This window comes from Shinella sp. CPCC 101442, from assembly GCF_024704725.1.
Classification (GTDB): Bacteria; Pseudomonadota; Alphaproteobacteria; order Rhizobiales; family Rhizobiaceae; genus Shinella.
The window spans coordinates 249,931-267,257 of sequence record NZ_JALIQS010000003.1 but is presented as its reverse complement, the minus strand read 5'-3'; the positions used below and the strand labels follow the sequence as shown (position 1 = coordinate 267,257).

General features: G+C 62.7%; 16 protein-coding genes. 10 read left to right on the top strand and 6 right to left on the bottom strand.

The window, feature by feature from the left end; genetic code table 11:
- Position 1: 1 nt before the first annotated feature.
- Entirely contained in the window at positions 2–1,033 is a 1,032-nt protein-coding gene (gene znuA / locus MUO32_RS11895) for a zinc ABC transporter substrate-binding protein ZnuA (RefSeq protein WP_257948509.1), read from the bottom strand.
- 99 nt (positions 1,034–1,132) lie between these two features.
- Between znuA and MUO32_RS11890 the strand changes: the two genes are divergently transcribed.
- Genes MUO32_RS11890 through MUO32_RS11880 form a run of 3 tightly spaced genes read left to right on the top strand, consistent with a single transcriptional unit; the run spans position 1,133 to position 3,283 of the window.
- Complete coding sequence (locus tag MUO32_RS11890; protein WP_257948508.1) at positions 1,133–2,068, top strand: metal ABC transporter ATP-binding protein; 936 nt, start codon at positions 1,133–1,135, stop codon at positions 2,066–2,068.
- Positions 2,061–2,891, top strand: coding sequence for a metal ABC transporter permease (locus tag MUO32_RS11885; RefSeq protein WP_257948507.1), 831 nt, complete (start codon positions 2,061–2,063; stop codon positions 2,889–2,891). Before MUO32_RS11890 ends, MUO32_RS11885 begins: the two co-directional genes overlap by 8 nt.
- On the top strand, positions 2,888–3,283 hold the full coding sequence (locus MUO32_RS11880) for a Fur family transcriptional regulator (RefSeq protein WP_257948506.1): 396 nt from the start codon (positions 2,888–2,890) through the stop codon (positions 3,281–3,283). Before MUO32_RS11885 ends, MUO32_RS11880 begins: the two co-directional genes overlap by 4 nt.
- 47 nt (positions 3,284–3,330) lie before the next feature.
- On the opposite strand, the gene MUO32_RS11875 is transcribed toward MUO32_RS11880, so the two are convergent.
- Positions 3,331–3,861: a gamma carbonic anhydrase family protein gene (locus MUO32_RS11875; protein ID WP_257948505.1), complete on the bottom strand. Its 531-nt coding sequence runs from the start codon at positions 3,859–3,861 to the stop codon at positions 3,331–3,333.
- 107 nt (positions 3,862–3,968) lie between these two features.
- On the opposite strand from MUO32_RS11875, the gene dusA reads away from it, so the two are divergent.
- On the top strand, positions 3,969–5,045 hold the full coding sequence (gene dusA, locus MUO32_RS11870; protein ID WP_257948504.1) for a tRNA dihydrouridine(20/20a) synthase DusA: 1,077 nt from the start codon (positions 3,969–3,971) through the stop codon (positions 5,043–5,045).
- Positions 5,046–5,126: 81 nt separating this feature from the next.
- The gene (locus tag MUO32_RS11865) at positions 5,127–5,756 is read left to right on the top strand and encodes a J domain-containing protein (RefSeq protein WP_257948503.1); all 630 of its coding nucleotides are present in this window, start codon (positions 5,127–5,129) and stop codon (positions 5,754–5,756) included.
- A 6-nt stretch (positions 5,757–5,762) separates the two neighbouring features.
- On the opposite strand, the gene MUO32_RS11860 is transcribed toward MUO32_RS11865, so the two are convergent.
- Positions 5,763–6,188 carry a hypothetical protein gene (locus MUO32_RS11860; RefSeq protein WP_257948501.1) on the bottom strand — a complete coding sequence of 142 codons (426 nt, stop codon included), beginning with the start codon at positions 6,186–6,188 and terminating at the stop codon, positions 5,763–5,765.
- A 959-nt stretch (positions 6,189–7,147) separates the two neighbouring features.
- Between MUO32_RS11860 and MUO32_RS11855 the strand changes: the two genes are divergently transcribed.
- The gene (locus tag MUO32_RS11855) at positions 7,148–8,509 is read left to right on the top strand and encodes a hypothetical protein (protein WP_257948500.1); all 1,362 of its coding nucleotides are present in this window, start codon (positions 7,148–7,150) and stop codon (positions 8,507–8,509) included.
- 15 nt (positions 8,510–8,524) lie between these two features.
- Here the strand turns inward: MUO32_RS11855 and uvrB are convergent, their stop codons facing one another.
- Positions 8,525–11,644, bottom strand: coding sequence for an excinuclease ABC subunit UvrB (gene uvrB / locus MUO32_RS11850; protein ID WP_257948499.1), 3,120 nt, complete (start codon positions 11,642–11,644; stop codon positions 8,525–8,527).
- Between the two features lie 113 nt (positions 11,645–11,757).
- Here uvrB and MUO32_RS11845 point away from each other — a divergent pair, with 113 nt between their 5' ends.
- Complete coding sequence (locus tag MUO32_RS11845; protein ID WP_257948497.1) at positions 11,758–12,705, top strand: DUF3137 domain-containing protein; 948 nt, start codon at positions 11,758–11,760, stop codon at positions 12,703–12,705.
- On the opposite strand, the gene MUO32_RS11840 is transcribed toward MUO32_RS11845, so the two are convergent.
- Positions 12,702–13,610: a LysR family transcriptional regulator gene (locus MUO32_RS11840; protein ID WP_257948495.1), complete on the bottom strand. Its 909-nt coding sequence runs from the start codon at positions 13,608–13,610 to the stop codon at positions 12,702–12,704. The genes MUO32_RS11845 and MUO32_RS11840 overlap by 4 nt on opposite strands.
- Before the next feature lie 88 nt (positions 13,611–13,698).
- Here MUO32_RS11840 and MUO32_RS11835 point away from each other — a divergent pair, with 88 nt between their 5' ends.
- Entirely contained in the window at positions 13,699–14,271 is a 573-nt protein-coding gene (locus MUO32_RS11835; RefSeq protein WP_257948494.1) for an NAD(P)H-dependent oxidoreductase, read from the top strand.
- Between the two features lie 3 nt (positions 14,272–14,274).
- The gene (locus MUO32_RS11830; RefSeq protein WP_257948493.1) at positions 14,275–14,697 is read left to right on the top strand and encodes a DUF6220 domain-containing protein; all 423 of its coding nucleotides are present in this window, start codon (positions 14,275–14,277) and stop codon (positions 14,695–14,697) included.
- On the opposite strand, the gene MUO32_RS11825 is transcribed toward MUO32_RS11830, so the two are convergent.
- Positions 14,694–16,691 (bottom strand): bifunctional diguanylate cyclase/phosphodiesterase, encoded by a 1,998-nt coding sequence (locus MUO32_RS11825; RefSeq protein WP_257948492.1) that lies wholly within the window; start codon positions 16,689–16,691, stop codon positions 14,694–14,696. The two genes, MUO32_RS11830 and MUO32_RS11825, sit on opposite strands and share 4 nt — an antisense overlap.
- Before the next feature lie 172 nt (positions 16,692–16,863).
- On the opposite strand from MUO32_RS11825, the gene MUO32_RS11820 reads away from it, so the two are divergent.
- On the top strand, positions 16,864–17,217 hold the full coding sequence (locus MUO32_RS11820) for a DMT family protein (protein WP_257949205.1): 354 nt from the start codon (positions 16,864–16,866) through the stop codon (positions 17,215–17,217).
- Positions 17,218–17,327 lie beyond the last annotated feature (110 nt).

Genomic DNA, 17,327 nt, shown 5'->3' with positions numbered 1-17,327 from the left:
CTCAGCCTGCCTGTCCGAGGCAATCGTGCAGCGATGTCGCGATGCTCTTCATCAGCGTGAAGTAGAGGTCCGGACCCGGCTCCAGCGTGGCGGCTTCGGGATCGAGCACGCCGGATTTGGCGGATGTTCCCTCGATCACCACATTGACCAGCTTCGGTTCGAACTGCGGTTCGGCGAAGACGCAGGTTGCGCCAAGCGTTTTGACCTTGTCGCGGATCTGAGTGAGCCGCTCTGCGCCGGGCAGCGTTTCCGGGCTGACGGTAATCGAACCGGCGGCGTGCACGCCATAGTGATGCTCGAAATACTGGTAGGCATCGTGGAAGACGATGAACGGCTTTTCCTTCACGGGTGCGACGGTTTCGCCGATTTCCCGGTCGAGTGCGGTGAGCCTCTCGGTCAGGCCTGCGAGGTTCTTGTTGTAGGTCTCGGCGTTGGCGGGGTCCTTTTCCGAGAGGGCTCTGGCGGCTTCCGCCGCGATGGCGCGGGCATTCTGCGGGTTCAGCCACAGATGCATATCGAATTCGCCATGCTCCTCATGAGCGTGGCCGGCTTCCGCGGCGTGGTCGTGGGCCTCTTCGGCCTCCTTGGCATGGTCATGACCGGCTTCGTCATGCGAATGGCCCTCGTGCTCGTGGCCTTCCTCGCCCTCATGCGTGTGGGCTTCAAAGGGGCCGCCTTCGCGGAACTGCAGCTTCTCGATGCCGGGAGCATCGTCCAGTTCCACGATCGTTGCCTTGCTGCCGAGCGATTCCAGCGGCTTTTCCAGGAAGGCTTCGAGCCCGTGGCCTACCCAGAAAACGAGGTCCGCATCCTGCAAGGCGGAGGCATTCGACGGCTTCAGCGAATAGGTATGCGGCGATGCCGCACCTTCCACGATCAGTTTCGGTTCGCCGACACCCTGCATGATCGCGGCGACCAGCGAATGGATCGGCTTGATCGAGACCACCACATCGGGCACTTCGGCCCGCGCGCCAATGGTGCCCACGGCAAGGAGGGCAGTGGAGAGAAGGAGGGTGCGCAAGGTCTTTTGCATGGGATACTCCGCTTGAATTGGAATGTAATGTTATTACATCAATTGCGTTATGCTATAACGTGTGCCATATCCTGACGCAACAGGCTTTTTGGAAAAATGATGCTGCAAACCCCAACCAGGACCGTCCAGCCGCTTGTCTCGCTTGCAGGCGTCGGCGTGCGCCGCCAGGGCCGCTGGCTCGTGCGCGGCGTGGAGTTTTCCATAGCACCCGGCGAGATCGTCACGCTGATCGGCCCGAACGGCTCGGGCAAGTCGACGAGTGCCAAGGCGGCGATCGGTGTATTGAAGCCGGACGAGGGCAGGGTGGAGCGCAAGGCTGGCCTCAAGGTCGGCTACGTGCCGCAGAAGCTCGCCGTCGACTGGACCATGCCGCTCACCGTCGACCGGCTGATGACGCTGACGTCGCCGTTGAAGGGCGTCGAGATCGACGCGGCGCTTGAGGCGACCGGTATCCGCCATCTCGCCCGTGCGGAAGTGCAGCACCTCTCCGGCGGCGAGTTCCAGCGTGCGCTGCTCGCCCGCGCTATTGCGCGCAAACCCGATCTTCTGGTTCTCGACGAGCCGGTGCAGGGCGTCGATTTCTCCGGCGAGATCGCGCTCTACGATCTCATCAAGACCATTCGCAACACGACGGGCTGCGGCATCCTTCTGATCTCGCACGATCTGCATGTCGTGATGGCCGAGACGGATACCGTCATCTGCCTCAACGGCCATGTCTGCTGCCGTGGCACGCCGGAAACGGTCAGCCAGAGCCCGGAATATCTGCGCCTCTTCGGCGCCCGTGCCGGCCAGACGCTTGCTTTCTACAATCACAACCACGACCACACCCATCTGCCGGACGGACGCGTCCAGCATGCGGACGGTTCGATCACCGACGATTGCCGGCCGGATGATGGCCACCACGTCGAAATCCTGCCGACCGGCGGCAAGGCGGGGCCGATGCGCATCGTACACACCCATGGCCCGAACTGCGGCTGCGGCCATGACCACACGCCACGGCCTTCGAACGGCAAGGGGGAGCGGCGCGATGCTTGACGACTTTTTCATGCGCGCCCTCGTTGCCGGCGTGGGGCTTGCGCTGACCGCCGGGCCGCTCGGCTGTTTCGTCGTCTGGCGCCGGATGGCGTATTTCGGTGATACGATGGCCCATTCGGCGCTGCTTGGCGTGGCGCTGTCGCTGCTGCTGGATTTCAACCTGCTTCTGAGCGTCTTCATCGTCGCCGCCACCGTCTCGCTGCTGCTGCTTCTCCTCCAGAAGCGCGGAACGCTCTCCACCGATGCGTTGCTCGGCATTCTCTCGCATGCCACGCTGGCGATTGGCCTTGTCATGGTTTCCTTCATGACCTGGGTGCGCATCGACCTTGTGGGCTTCCTTTTCGGCGATATTCTTGCCGTCTCGCGCGCCGATGTGGACCTGGTCTGGGGCGGCGGCATTCTCGTCACCTTCGCCATCGTCTGGATGTGGCGTCCGCTGATCGCCTCGACCGTCAACCCGGAGCTGGCCGAAGCCGAGGGCATGGAGCCGGAAAAGACGCGGCTCGCCTTCATGCTGCTGATGGCGCTCGTCATTGCCATCGCCATGAAGATCGTCGGGATCCTGCTCATCACCTCGCTTTTGATCATTCCCGCCGCCACCGCCCGGCGCTTTTCGACGAGCCCGGAGATCATGGCCGTGCTCGCCTCCGTCATCGGAGCGCTCGCCGTCATCGGCGGGCTGTTCGGCTCCTTGAAATTCGACACCCCCTCCGGCCCCTCGATCGTGGTTGCAGCGCTTGGCCTGTTCATTCTAAGCCTGCTGACGAAGCCGAGGACGGGCGGCGTGGATTCTGCAACCGCCAGCCAGGGAGGCCAGGCATGACGACCCAGACTTTGACGCGCAACCAGGGCCTCGTGCTCGACGTGCTCTCGCATTCGCAAAGCCCGCTCAGCGCCTACACGATCCTCGACAAGCTGCGTGACAGCGGTTTTCGCGCGCCGCTTCAGGTTTATCGCGCGCTCGACAAGCTCCTGGAGTTCGGCCTCGTGCATCGGCTCGAAAGCATCAACGCCTTCGTCGCCTGTGCCCATCCCGACGAGGACTGCCACGCCCATGGCATCACCGCTTTCACCATCTGTGAGACCTGCGGAAAGGTGACGGAGTTCCACGACCACGTTATCGAGGACAGGCTGAAGGGCTTTGCGCGTGACCGCAATTTCAAGACCGGCAAGACGACGATCGAGATCCGCGGCACCTGCGCGGGCTGTGCCTGAAGCCGTTTCAGAAGCGTACGCAGCAGTTTAGCGCAGGCCGATGGCGCCTAACCGATCGGCTTCAGGCCTTTCCTGAAGCGCTGCCAGTTGCGCACATAGCTTTCGGCCGAGCGCTTCAGGCCCTCGACCGCATCGGCATCAAGGGTGCGGATGGCCTTGGCCGGTGACCCGACGATGAGCGAATTGTCCGGGAAGACCTTGCCTTCCGTCACCAGCGCATTGGCGCCGACGAGGCAGTTGTTGCCGATGACCGCGCCGTTCAGCACCGTCGCGCCCATGCCGATCAGGGAGTTGCTGCCGATCGTGCAGCCGTGGATGATGGCGCCGTGGCCGATCGTGCAGCCTTCGCCGATGACGACGGGCCTGCCGGGATCCGTATGCACCACCACGCCCTCCTGGATGTTGGAGCGGGCGCCGACGATGATCGGTTCGTTGTCGCCGCGCAGCGTGGCGCCGAACCAGATGCCGACATCCTCGCCGACGATGACCTTGCCGATGACATTGGCATCCGGCGCCACCCAGTAGCGGTCGGCGGCGGGCAGCGTTGGCGCACGGTCGTCGAGGGCATAGAGCGGCATGGTTTTCCTCCGGCGGTTTGATTCCAGCGCCACTCTAGCATCCGCGTCCTGCGGTGAGGAAAGCCGGAGGGTGGTTTTTGTGGTGTTTCTGGAGTATGAGCCCGGCCATGACGAACGCAGCGACATTCTATAGCCAGGCCGTAAGCACGGGGACGAAGATTTTCGCCACCGCCCCGATGATCGACTGGTCGGACAGGGCGTACCGGGTCTTCGCCCGGCAATTGACGAAGAATGCGCTGCTCTTCACCGAAATGATCGTCGCCGACGCCATCCTGCGCGGCAATCGCGAGCGGCTGCTCGGCTTCGATGCCGTGGAGCAACCGGTGGCGCTGCAGCTTGGCGGCAACGATCCCCGCAAGCTCGCGGAGGCGGCGCGGATCGGCACGGATTTCGGCTACGCCGAGATCAACCTCAATGTCGGCTGCCCCTCGGACCGGGTGCAATCGGGAACCTTCGGCGCCTGCCTGATGCGTGAGCCGGATCTGGTGGCCGATTGCGTGGCGGCGATGAAGGCGGCGGTGGCCGTTCCCGTCACCGTAAAATGCCGCATCGGCGTCGACGATCAGGACCCCGAAGTGGCGCTGCGCGATCTCGTGTCCCGCGTGAAGGCCGCCGGCACCGATGCCGTCTGGGTCCATGCGCGCAAGGCGTGGCTGCAAGGCCTGTCGCCGAAGGAGAACCGCGATATTCCGCCGCTGGACTACGATCTGGTGCGCCGGCTGAAAAGCGAAAACCCCGGTCTTTTCATCGGCCTCAATGGCGGGCTTCATACATTGAGTCAGGCTGTCTCCGAAATGGAAGGGCTTGACGGTGTCATGCTTGGCAGAGCCGCTTATCAGGATAGCGGCGTTCTCACCGGCGTGGATGATCTTTTTCCGCATCCCCTGTCGGGAGGCCAGCCGTCCGGCCTCTTCACCAGCCCGCAAGACCTTCCCATCGACTATTGGGAAGCGGTGCGGGAAGCCATGGTTTCCCATGCGGCCGAGGTGATCGCCCGGGGCGGGCGGGTGGCGCATGTCACGCGGCACATGGTCGGGCTGTTCCAGGGCTTTCCGGGTGTGCGGCGCTACCGGCAGATCCTGTCCACCGACGCCACCAAGCCGGGGGCGGGGCCGGAGGTGATCGCGAATGCCTTTGCGGCGGTGCTGTCGGCGCGGGCCGAGGCGCGAGACGCGGCGGAGTAGCGCTTTCTGTGCATCGCCGCGGCGTCACCACAATTTCGTCCCCTCGGGGTTGGAAAACGGCGTAAAAGAACCGAAGACGCAATGAAAAGACGGACAGGTGCCTGCGTGATCGATCCCTACGCCATGCTCGAACTGGAGCGCGATGCAGACGACAACGCGGTGAAGGCTGCCTATCGCAAGGCCGCCAAGGGCATGCATCCCGATTCGGGCGGCGATGCCGACCAGTTCGCCCGCCTGCAGACCTGCTACGACCTGCTGCGCGATCCCGTGCGCCGAAAGGTCTTCGACGACACCGGCTTCGACCCGCAGCTGGCCGATCCGCGCGACCTTAAGGGCCTGATGCTGCTCGAGCCGCTGGTCAACGACGTCATCCTCGACGAGCGCGAGCCCGGCAGCTTCGACCCGCTGGCGGCGATGCGCCGCAAACTCTCCGACGATATCGTCAAGAGCCGCTTCCACATCCTGGAGCTGGAACGCCACCGCAACCGCGTGCGCCAGCATATCGACCGTCTCGGCCGCAAGGCCGGCACGGACTTTCTGGGCTCCATGCTGCGCGCCCGCTCGCAATCGATCGCCGAGGCGATCCGCAATGCCGAGACCCAGATCCAGTCCATCGAGCAGGCCTATGCCATGCTGGAAGGCTATTCCTACGAACTGGCAGCAGCACTCGAACCCGCGCCCGTCCTCGTCAAGGGCGAGGCGGCGGAATAGGCCGTCCTACCGGCTCTTCGGCAGCGGTGGCTCGCACCCCTCGTGGCGCGGCGCGGGCTGTGCGGCGCGCATCGCCTCGAAAGCGCGATAGAATGTCTTCGCCGCGTGGCCGGCAACGAGCGGACGGGCGGCCTCGACGGCGGCATCCTGAAGCGCCCGCGTCTCGCGATAGGGCGAGGTCATCCTGATCTTGCTGTCCCATCGGCCGAAATCACGGGCGTCGCGCACGGTCTCGGCGAGCTCTTCGAACAGACGGCGCTGCCCGGCGTCGAGATTGGCAAGGCAGCACGGCTGCCGCGTCTCGCGGAAGAACCAGGTGCAGCGATGGCGGCGCCGGCAGTCGCGACGGCGGCAGATGCGCTCCGGCAAGGCCAGCATCTCGGCGGTGCGGGCGAGCAGGTGTCGATCGAGCGGGGGCGATTCGTAGGGCATGGCGGCTCCTGTTGCCGGGGCGGGATGACGGTGGACGGTGTATCTCGCGCGGCGTCCGGGCCGCTGCCGACAGCGGGACGGTCCCGCGCTGCACAGGCATCGCACCGCCGGTCTGCGCCGTCGAGGACCTCGCCGGCGCCTCCCGGCCAGACGGGGCTTTCTGCGGCCAGTCTTCGCCGGATCGGCCGAGGGGGCGCGCGGGCATTCACGATCATCGCCCGCGCCGGCCTTGCGGGTGGGTGCGCGAAAACGATCCCGCGCGTGAAAAGCATGCCGGGTTTCGATCAGGCTTCGGACGGGGCGCTCAAAGCTGTCTCGTCAAAAGTATGGGTGTGACACCTTTCAGCGCCCCGTTCGGCGGTTTTTGCCTGCGACTCCGGTCTCTCTGCAAAGGCTTGGTTTGGCGTCGTTTCGCCGTCGGTTTCCGGGGCGGGTTTTTGGCCGGTTTTGACATCCGCGCGGGGCTCGCCTTCGAGCCCGGCCCGGACGGAAAGGGTTTCGCCTTTCCCGGGAAGACACCGCTCCGGCGGACGATGCCGACGCATCCGCCAATCCCAGCCCCCTTGTGTGCCGCACAGGCACATCCGGCGCGCCGTCAGGGGATGAAACGAAGGGCCCGGTCCGACGCCCCGCCGCTTCCCCCATGTCGCCGGAGGGAGACCACTTTCCGCAGACCCTTCTGGAGACGGCTTGCGTCCGTCCCTCCCCAAAAGCGCCGACCCCGCCTCGCCGCAACGCCTTGCGGTGTATCCGCGGCGGGATGAGGGGAGTATGGCATGGGGTTTTAGGGGCGGGGAAAATCAACGCTGCTAGTGGGGAAACTTCCTGTCTATAAGCGACAATATGGACCATCCAACAGGAGAATTCGGTGGGTGAATTATACGTTTGATTGCATTCGGTGCGATGAGCAGACAAATTATGGGTAACATCTAGTTTTTCTCAGAGGAACACTTGTAGAGATGACCCAAGAATTAGCTCCCCTTCCAGAAGCCATGGATCATAACGCTCTCAACAGCATTGAAGCGACAGCTTTACCGGTTGCAAAAGATATCGACATCGGATTCTTTTCACACAGAGCCAGAAAATCAACTCAACTAGTTGGAAATTCTTCAGAGGAAAATTTCATTAAGGCCCGTCGTGAATGGATGGATTTTGATTTTATTGATATAATTTATGTAACTAAGATAACGGTATCTGCGTTCGGATACGAGGAATATCATGAGCTTGAGCTAAGCTATAAAGACTATATTGTCGGATCGACGAAAAATGAAGCTGTAAGATATAGCGATGGAAAATTTATTTTTAATGTAAATAGGTTCATAGGCGGTTTTGGGCTGAAGCCAAATGAGAGGTTTTTTAAAGACTCTAAGTTGACGAAGATAACTGTAGAGGGAATTGAGCAAAATTCTTTTTCAGATGTCATTTCAATTTTGGACGGCTTTGAGGGATATAGAAGAAATGTGGAGGATAATCTTAATTTATACTTAAAGAGGGCGCAGAAATCCGAGGAGGCGTATAAGTCCCTCGCAAGTAAGATAGAAGATTTGCAGGAGTTACTCTCTTCTCAGGGCGACCAGTTCTCGGATTTAGAGGCTTCCATAGCCGATCATTCTGAAATTCTTGAGAACAGAAAAAAAGAAATTGCCATCGCGGAGTCTGTGACAAGAAATTTAAATGAAGAAAATCAGAGATATCGTAATAATGTTGATCGATTGACGAAAGATTCTGAGAATTTATCTAAAGATATTTCAGAAAAAGAGTCGCGTTTGCGGTCTCTTGTGAGTGATATAAATCTCTTTCCTACCGAGATATCGGGATATGTTTCTCAAGGGGCAAGGAATGTTTCTGTTTACGCTTGGCTTTGCGCTGTTCCATTGATTGTAATTATGTTTGTGACAGGTAGGCTTTTTTGGAATTCCGAGAAATTAATTAATTTGGATTTTGGAGATGGATTTGATGTTGTCGATTTTATAGTTTCAAGGTCTCCATATGTTATTATATCTGCTGTGGTTCTTGCGGTTTGTTATACAGTCTTGCACCGCTTAATTACAGAAATTATAGGCATTAATCGCAGGCGGCAAGACTTGTTTAAGGTAAGTATTATCGCTACGGACGTCTCAAATGCCTCGCAAAATAATTTAGATATCCCACTAGAAGACGTCTATAACCTTCGAACGCAAGTCAAAATGGAGCTTTTGAAGGAGCACTTGCGTAGGCATATCGGCGAAGATTTTGTCTACAATCCGAAGTCTAGCCTATTCCATAAGCTCACATCGAAAATTGCGGGACAAATTGCTTCGGAAGAGAAAGACGTCGAATAGTTCACTGGGACTGCTTTATTGCCCCGGCCGCCCCGTTTTCCCCTTCGTGCGTCCCTTCCGCTTCGCTTCCGCCGGGTCCTCATAGCTCCCGGCGCCAATCTTCCCCCGTCGAACCGGCTTGGCGTCGTCGGCACCATCGGCACGTTCGGGCTGGCCTTCGAGGAGGGGGGCGTGGCGTTTTTTGGTGGAGAGGGTTTCGTCCGGGCGGGCGGGCAGGTCACCGGTGACGGGCTTTTCCGTGCGGCCGACGGTCATTTCGTCGAGCGTGTTGCGGCGGAACAGCGATTTGCCTGAGGGCGTGGCGACGTCGCGGCCCATTTCGTCCAATTCCGGCTTGCGGAAGAGCGGTCGTTCGGTGTCGGTGCCCGGGCCCATGTCGTCGAGCGAGGGTTTTTGGAAGAGGGATTTTGACGGGGCGTCGGCGTCTGTGGCGTTGGATCCTCGGGTCGAGTTCGAGGATGACGTCGGAGAGGTGGTGTCGGACGTCGCACCCGCGCCGCCGCCGGCCTTTGCCGATGCGGATTTCGACGGGGTGTCGGAAGCGCCGGCCTTTCCGCTCTTGCCACCTTCCTGACTTCTTGCCGAGCCTTTTGCATTCCCATTCGCGCCTTCGGCGCTCCGCGCCTCTTGCCGCGCCATCGGGTCGTCCATGATGGCGAGTTCGGCGGCCTTGAGGCGTTTGATCTCGTCGCGCAGGCGGGCGGCCTTTTCGAAATCGAGATCGGTGGCGGCGTCGCGCATGGCTTTTTCCAGCGCGTTGAGATGGGTCTGCAGGTTGTTGCCGACGAGGTTGCCGCCATCGGCGAAACCCTTGCCGGAAACGCCGGAAATATCGGCGCGGACGTGGTCGCGCTCGTAGACCGAGTCGAGAATGTCGGAAATCCTGGCCTTTACCGATTCCGGGGTGATGCCGTGCGCCTCGTTATAGGCGACCTGCTTTTCGCGGCGGCGGGTCGTCTCGTCCATGGCGCGCTGCATGGAGCCGGTGATCCGGTCGGCATAGAGGATGACCTTGCCGTCGACGTTTCGCGCCGCGCGGCCGATGGTCTGCACCAGCGACGTCTCCGAGCGCAAAAAACCTTCCTTGTCGGCATCGAGGATGGCGACGAAGCCGCATTCCGGAATATCGAGGCCTTCGCGCAAAAGGTTGATGCCGACGAGCACGTCGAAAGCACCCAGACGAAGATCGCGGATGATCTCGATGCGCTCCAGCGTGTCGATGTCCGAGTGCATATAGCGCACGCGAACACCCTGTTCGTGCAGGTATTCGGTGAGGTCTTCGGCCATGCGCTTGGTGAGCACGGTGACGAGCGTGCGGTAGCCGGCCTGCGCCGTCTCGCGGATTTCGCCCAGCACGTCGTCCACCTGGCTTTTGGCCGGGCGCACCTCGACGGGCGGGTCGATCAGGCCGGTCGGGCGGATGACCTGCTCGGCGAAGACGCCGCCGGCCGCCTCCATCTCCCAGTTGCCGGGGGTGGCCGAGACGGCGACCGTGTCGGGGCGCATGGCGTCCCATTCCTCGAAGCGCAGCGGGCGGTTGTCCATGCAGGAGGGCAGGCGGAAACCGTATTCGGCCAGCGTCGCCTTGCGGCGGAAGTCGCCCCGGTACATGCCGCCGATCTGCGGGATCGTGACGTGGCTCTCGTCGATGAAGATCAGCGCGTTGTCGGGGATGTATTCGAACAGCGTCGGCGGCGGCTCGCCGGGCTTGCGGCCCGTGAGATAGCGCGAATAGTTTTCGATGCCGGCGCAGGAGCCGGTGGCCTCCAGCATCTCGATATCGTAGCGCGTGCGCTGCTCGAGGCGCTGCGCTTCCAGCAGGCGGCCGGCCTTTTCCAGCTCGACGAGGCGGTGTTTCAGCTCCTCCTTGATCGCCTTGATGGCGCCGTTCAGCGTCGGGCGGGGCGTGACATAGTGGCTGTTGGCGTAGATTTTTACCGATTTCAGGTCGCCGGTCTTCTGGCCGGTCAGCGGGTCGAACTCGGTGATCGCGTCGATCTCGTCGCCGAACATGCTGATGCGCCAGGCGGCATCTTCCAGGTGGGCCGGGAAAATTTCGATCGTGTCGCCCCGCACCCGGAAACTTCCGCGTTGAAAATCCATCTCGCGGCGCTTGTATTGCTGGGCGACGAGGTCGGCGAGCAGCTGGCGCTGGTCGAGCCGTTCGCCCACCTCCATCTGGAAGGTCATGGCGGTGTAGGTCTCGACCGAGCCGATACCGTAGATGCAGGAGACCGAGGCGACGATGATGCAGTCGTCGCGCTCCAGCAGCGAGCGCGTCGCGGAGTGGCGCATGCGGTCGATCTGCTCGTTGATCGACGATTCCTTCTCGATGAAGGTATCGGAGCGCGGCACATAGGCTTCCGGCTGGTAGTAATCGTAGTAGGAGACGAAATATTCGACCGCGTTTTCCGGGAAGAAGTTCTTGAACTCGCTGTAGAGCTGGGCGGCCAGCGTCTTGTTCGGCGCGAGGATGACGGCGGGGCGCTGCGTCTCCTCGATCACCTTGGCCATGGTGAAGGTCTTTCCGGAGCCGGTGACGCCGAGCAGGACCTGGCTGCGCTCGCCCGAGGACAGGCCCTCGACGAGATCGGCAATCGCGGTCGGCTGGTCGCCGGCGGGCTGGTATTCGCTCACCATGCGGATGGCGATGCCGCCTTCCGACTTGGCGGGGCGGGCGGGGCGGTGCGGCGTCCAGAGCTTGCCGTCCTTGAACAGCGGGTTGCCGCTCTCGATCAGCGCGGACAATGCCTCCACCGTGGCGGTGACGGCCGTGCCGGCATTGAGCGCGGCGGCGTCTTCCAAGGAGACATCGAGGCCGGAGACCGGGTTGAGGCCGGCGGCGGCGCGGGTCTTCGGATCGGACGAGCCGCCGATCGAGACGCCGCGGGAGGTTTTGGACGCGGTGACGTTTTCCGTATGGCGGCGAGCGGCGTTCTCCACCGTCTTGCGGTGTTTCCCCGCCTTGGAGGCGACCTCGCGGCGGCTTTCGATGCCAGCCGCTTCCGCTTCCGCCTCGATCTGCTTCACCCAGTCGGAGACGCTGCCGGACAGGGGCTCTCCCTCGAAAGGCGATTGCGGGGCTTCCTCGAAACCGGAGTTCGGGGCGGTGGGTTTTTTCGGAGCTTTGGCCATGCGGGGAATATGGAGAGAGTCATGTGGAAAGAAAAGGGGTTTTGAGTACAAAAGGGAAACGAATTTGCGGCCGTCTCCGCCCGTTATCAGACGAGGCAGGGCGAGGGGCGATCATGGACACGATGATTGACGAGGCGGCACTGATGCCGAAGGAGGACGCGCTGGAGGAGCTGCGCGTGGCGGTGGCGGCCTACAATGCCGAGCGCGGCACCGTGACGAACACGCTCTATGTCAACATGGTGCTGATGTTCGGCGGTTATGTCGTCTTTGCCTGCATCCTCGCCTATATCGCCGTCATCGAGATCGACACGGACATCGTCGGCATCGTGCTTGGCGTGCTGTTCTTCGGCGGCACCGTCGTCTGGCGCTATGCGCTCGCGCCGTCGAAACGCTTCCAGCAGGACCTGCGGGACCGCATGTTGCCGCTCGTCTTCGGCTTCATCGACGAGGTCCAGTATGTGCACGGCGCCGAGCCGCGCTTCATGAGCGCCATGCCCGGCAAGGAGCTCGTGCCGCGTGATCGCAGCGAGCACGGCGACACGATCTCCGGCCGGCATGACGGGCTGGCCTTCACCCTGTCGGAGACGGAACTGGTCAGCGGCAGCGGCAAGAGCCGGAGCACGACCTTCAAGGGCGTGATCTTCCACTTCATCCGCGAGCAGGCGTTTCCCGGCCTGCTGGTGGCGGCGCGCAAGCCCAATGCCGTACAGCTCTTCATGCGCGACTTCTTCGGCGGCAGCAAGCTGGCGCTTGTCCCCAGCAGCAATCCGGAGGTGGATGCCTCGCATGAATTCCGCACCGACCGGCCGGAGGCGGCGACGCCCATCGTACAGGGTGCGCTCGCCAAGGCGCTCGATTACCTCGCCACGGAGTGGCGCGACGACGTGGTGCGGCTGGCGCTGAACGGCCGGGATTGTTATCTGCTGGTGCCCTCGAAGAGGAATTTCTTCGAGCTGCCACCCGTCGACACGCCCATCGATTTCGACCGGCACTTGCGGCCGATGATCCGCGATCTCGTCACATTGCTGGCAACGGCGCAGCTGGTGAACAAGATCGGCTAGATTCCCAGACCGGAAAACACGGCACGCAAGACATCCGCCACATGCTGGACGGCGCGATCCTTGTCGCGGCGGCGGTGCCAGGCGAGGTGGAGGGGGAAGCCGGCGACGGGAATGGGGGGCGGGGCGACGTGGAAACGGCCCTGCGCATCCTGTGGCAAGGTGTGGGCAGGCATCATGGCGATGAGGTCGCTGTCGTCGAGAAGCGGCGCAACCATCAGGAAGCTCGGCACGACGATGCCGACGCGGCGAACACTGCCGAGGGTCGCGAGCTGGTCGTCGAGGCTGCTGCGCGTGTCGCCGCGGCCGGAAACGAGGATATGGGGATAGTCCAGCCATCGCTCGAACGAGAAATCCCCGGCGGCGGGATGGTTCTTGCGCATGGCAACGACATAGTGCTCGTCCAGCAGGGTTTCGCGGTGGAAGGCGGTTTCGTCGATGGTCGGGAAGACGGAGACGGCAATGTCGCTGGCACCACGGGCGAGGGATTCGAGCGCAGCCGGTGCGCCGTGCCAGGGCTGAATGACGAGATCGATACCGGGTGCGGAGCGGGCAAGTGCCCGATGCAGCGGGCCAGCGATCAGGATGCCCGGGTGATCGGCCGTGGTGACGCGCACCGTCTGGCGGATGTCGGAGAGCGATTCTTCCGGGGCATCGACCACGGCGGCAATGCCGACCAGCAGATTTTTCAGCGGATCGCGCAGGGCTTGCGCCTTCGGCGTCAGCCGCATGCCGCCCTTGCGGCGTTCCAGCAGGGGATCCGCGAAGAGATGGCGGCAGCGATCGAGCGCGCTCGAGGTCGCAGGCTGGGACAGGTTCAGCTTGGCGCCGGCACGCGAGACATGGGCTTCGTCCAGCAGGGCATCGAGGATGACAAGAAGGTTCAGGTCGATGGATCTTAAATTCATGAAATCGATAATAACATATATAAATCATCCATTGGAATGATTTCATGGGCTCCGGCATCCTGATGGCGTCAACACAGGAGACGACGCCATGCGCAAGACCTTGATCCTTCTCTTCCATCCCGATCTCAGCCGCTCGCGCGCCAATGCGGCGCTGGCCGGTGCGGCTGCCCGGTTGCCGGGTGTCGAGATCGCCGACATGTATGCGCTCTATCCGGACGGGCGGATCGATGCGGACCGGGAGGTTGCCCGGTTGCTATCCGCCGATCGGATCGTGCTGCAGTTCCCGATCCAGTGGTATGCCACGCCGCCATTGCTGCAGGCGTGGAAGGACGCGGTGCTGACGCGCATGTACTACATGGCCTACCAGACCGAGGGATGCCGGCTGGAGGGCAAGCCGCTTCTCGTCGTGGCGACGGCCGGCAATGTGCCGGAGGCCTATCAGCGCAGCGGGGCCAACAAGTTCACCATGGAGGAGCTCCTGCGCCCGCTGGAGGCGACGGCCCACCGGTGCAGCTTGCCGTGGCAGGCGCCGTTCCTCGTCTACCGGGCGGACAAGCTCGACGATCTCTCGCTGCATGGCGCGGCGAAGGATTATACGGCGATCCTTGAAACATGGCGCCGGCTGGATGCAGACCGTTTCCTCGTGGAAGCGTGGGGGTGAGCCATGGCGACGAGCGTTCATCCATCCGCCGCGAAGCCGCAAGGGCGCGCGCCGTTCTGGTTTCTTCAGACGGTGCGTGCCGTGCCGGCAGGGATTCTCTTGCAATACCTGCTGGCCGGGTTGGGGCTGTTTCACGACGGCTTGTTTTTAGGCTGGCACAGTGGATTTGGTATGGCCTTGCTCCTGCCCATCGCTGCAATGGCGGTCGCGGCCTGGTTCGGCAGGCAGGCACGTCCGCTGCGCTGGTGGGCGGGGTTGCTGGCTGTGCTCTACGGGATCCAGACCGGGCTGGTCGTGGTCGGGCAGAACAGCGGTTCCGGCATCTTGCAGGCGCTGCATCCGTTCAATGGTGGCCTGATGCTTGTCGTTTCGCTGGTGCTGTTGGCGAAGGTCGAGCGCAAGCGGGCGCGGGCAATAGTCGCCTAGGGCGTACCCGCCAGCCGGAGAGCCATGCGTTCCGTATGCTGGTCGAGCCAGCGCGGGATGTCTTCGGCGGGCATCGGGCGGGCGAAGTGATAGCCCTGGGCGTGGCGGCAGCCGAGCATGCGCAGAACCTCGGCCTCCTCCTCGTCCTCGACGCCTTCCACGACGATATCGATAGACAGCGCGTGGCCGATACCGATGAGGGCGGCGATCAGGGCCTGGTTCTCGCGGCTGGTGGCGATGCCCTTGACGAAACTGCGGTCGATCTTCAACCGGTCGATGTGCAGGCTGACGAGATAGGCGAGCGAGGAATGACCCATGCCGAAATCGTCGACCGCGAGGCGGAATCCGGCGGCTTCCAGCCGGGCGAGTTCCGCACCGGCAGCCTGCGTATCGAGCGTCGCTTCCTCGGTGATCTCGATTTCCATCAGTGCCGGCGAGACGTCGTGCGCGCGGGCAATGTCCGTCAGCAGGCGTGAAAGCGTGTCGCCGGAGAACTCGCGCGGCGAGACGTTCACGGCGACGGCGGCCTCCGGCAGGCCGAGACGCGGCAGGGTGCGCAGAAACTCCGCGGCGCAATTGGCGACATAGCCGGTCAGCGCCGTCGAGATATGCAGGGCATGGGCGGCGCGCACGATGTCCGGCGGGCTGACGGCCCCGAGTTCGGGATGCATCCAGCGCAGCAGCGCCTCGAAGCCGGTGACGCGGCCGGTGGCGAGTTCCACCTGCGGCTGGAAGACCACCCGCAACGCGCGGTCCTCGATGGCGTCCGTCAAGGTGGCCTCGATGAGGCGCTGGCGCTCGATGCGGGCTTTCAGGATGGGATTGAACAGGCCGAGGCGGCGGCGGCCGCCTTCCTTGGCGGCATAGAGCGCGATGTCGGCGCTGGCGAAGAGGTCGTCGGCCGTCTCGCCATGTTGCGGATAAAGCGCAAGGCCGGCGCTTGCGCCGACGGTGACCGGCCGCCCGCCGACGACGATGGGATCTCCGGCGAGGCGGACAATGCCGTCGCCGATCTCGCGGCCGCGGGCTTCCGCCGCGTATCCTTCGATGATAACAGCGAATTCGTCGCCACCAAGACGCACGACCGTATCGGTCGGGCGGGTAAGGCCGGCGAGACGGCTGGCGATCTCCGTCAGCACGGCGTCGCCGGCGCCGTGGCCCATCGTGTCGTTGATCGCCTTGAAGCGGTCGAGATCGATAACGAGCAGCGCGAGGGTGCCGGTCGGGACGCTATCGTCCATCAGGTCGCGCAGGCGCTGGTTGAACAGCGCGCGGTTGCCGAGGCCTGTCAGCGGGTCGCGATTGGCAAGAGACGCAAGCTGTTGATAGGATTGGCGGATTTCTCCGTTGGCATCGGAGAGCGAGGCGGCGAGCGCCACGGCTTTCAGCCGGTCGATCTGGCTGCGGATGAAACCGGCCTCGCTGAGCTGGCTGGCGCGCAGCATCATGACCGCCAGCAGCAGAGCGTCGGCGGCAATGACAAGCGCGGCCGACGTGCCCGTGATCAGCAACGAGAGGATGGCGGCGGCGAGGGGGGGACCGGCGAAGAGCAGGGCTGTGCGGGAATAGGCCATGCTCTGCATCAGCGATCCCGCGCAGATGCCGCCGATGATGAAAATGAGATAGGGGTTGAGGCCGTTCGTGCCCTGCAGGATACCGATGAAGGGGGGGAGGCTCCAGGCAAGGCCTCCGCCGAGCGCACCGAGCGAAAGTACGCCGAGCGCGCGTTTTGGCCGTTCCACCGCGCAGTTGAGCCGGCGAACGATCCGGACACCCATATAGCGGGCGAGATTTATGGCGAAGACCGCAGAGAGCCAGGCCAGGATGCTGGCGCCCGGTTCATCGAGCCAGAGGACCGCCGCGGTGGTGGCCGCGAGGAAGCAATTGGCGGCAAGCGACAGCACGACGCCGTCCAGCACGGCCAGGGCCTGTGCGGAGAGGATCTGTCGCCTTGTCGGTTCATCCTCCGGCATCAGCCGGGTCGCATCCGTCATTTTCGTCCCGGCCCGAAGGAATCGCCGCTGTGGCGATGTGGGCGGATGGTGTGGCGGTGGGCATAAGATTGTCTTAACGGGGGATCGCGAGAATCCATGGTTGCCCGGCCTTGACGACGGCAATGGCTCGGATATCTCGATCAGGACTTTCTTCGAACATCAGGATTCGCCGATGCCCTTCAGCCTCAACCCCGCGGCCGTCTGGCCGATCGTGCTTCTCGCCCTTTCCAACGTTTTCATGACCTTCGCCTGGTACGGCCACCTGAAATTCAAGTCGGCGCCGCTCTTCATCGCGATCCTGGCAAGCTGGGGCATCGCCTTTTTCGAATATTGCCTGGCCGTACCGGCCAACCGCATCGGCCACGAGGTCTATTCGGCGGCGCAGCTGAAGACCATCCAGGAGGTCATCACCCTCCTGGTCTTCGCCGGCTTCTCCGTTTTCTGGCTGAAGGAAAGCCTCACCTGGAACCACGCCATCGGCTTCATGCTGATCGCCGCCGGTGCCGCCTTCGTGTTCAAGGGATGAGCGTATTTTCCCAAAATAGTCGCATTCGGACACGAGCATGGACATCGAACGGATGAGGCACGCGTGACAACAACCTTCGCTACCATGGCATCGAGGGGCGTCGCGCCAGG

Coding starts and splice junctions, on each gene's coding strand:
- MUO32_RS11845 (WP_257948497.1), top strand. CDS start 11,758: ATGGACACGATGATTGACGAGGCGGCACTGATGCCGAAGGAGGACGCG.
- MUO32_RS11820 (WP_257949205.1), top strand. CDS start 16,864: ATGCCCTTCAGCCTCAACCCCGCGGCCGTCTGGCCGATCGTGCTTCTC.
- MUO32_RS11825 (WP_257948492.1), bottom strand. CDS start 16,691: ATGACGGATGCGACCCGGCTGATGCCGGAGGATGAACCGACAAGGCGA.
- MUO32_RS11875 (WP_257948505.1), bottom strand. CDS start 3,861: ATGCCGCTCTATGCCCTCGACGACCGTGCGCCAACGCTGCCCGCCGCC.
- MUO32_RS11840 (WP_257948495.1), bottom strand. CDS start 13,610: ATGAATTTAAGATCCATCGACCTGAACCTTCTTGTCATCCTCGATGCC.
- MUO32_RS11860 (WP_257948501.1), bottom strand. CDS start 6,188: ATGCCCTACGAATCGCCCCCGCTCGATCGACACCTGCTCGCCCGCACC.
- MUO32_RS11865 (WP_257948503.1), top strand. CDS start 5,127: ATGAAAAGACGGACAGGTGCCTGCGTGATCGATCCCTACGCCATGCTC.
- znuA (WP_257948509.1), bottom strand. CDS start 1,033: ATGCAAAAGACCTTGCGCACCCTCCTTCTCTCCACTGCCCTCCTTGCC.
- uvrB (WP_257948499.1), bottom strand. CDS start 11,644: ATGGCCAAAGCTCCGAAAAAACCCACCGCCCCGAACTCCGGTTTCGAG.
- MUO32_RS11835 (WP_257948494.1), top strand. CDS start 13,699: ATGCGCAAGACCTTGATCCTTCTCTTCCATCCCGATCTCAGCCGCTCG.
- MUO32_RS11880 (WP_257948506.1), top strand. CDS start 2,888: ATGACGACCCAGACTTTGACGCGCAACCAGGGCCTCGTGCTCGACGTG.
- MUO32_RS11855 (WP_257948500.1), top strand. CDS start 7,148: ATGACCCAAGAATTAGCTCCCCTTCCAGAAGCCATGGATCATAACGCT.
- MUO32_RS11885 (WP_257948507.1), top strand. CDS start 2,061: ATGCTTGACGACTTTTTCATGCGCGCCCTCGTTGCCGGCGTGGGGCTT.
- MUO32_RS11830 (WP_257948493.1), top strand. CDS start 14,275: ATGGCGACGAGCGTTCATCCATCCGCCGCGAAGCCGCAAGGGCGCGCG.
- MUO32_RS11890 (WP_257948508.1), top strand. CDS start 1,133: ATGCTGCAAACCCCAACCAGGACCGTCCAGCCGCTTGTCTCGCTTGCA.
- dusA (WP_257948504.1), top strand. CDS start 3,969: ATGACGAACGCAGCGACATTCTATAGCCAGGCCGTAAGCACGGGGACG.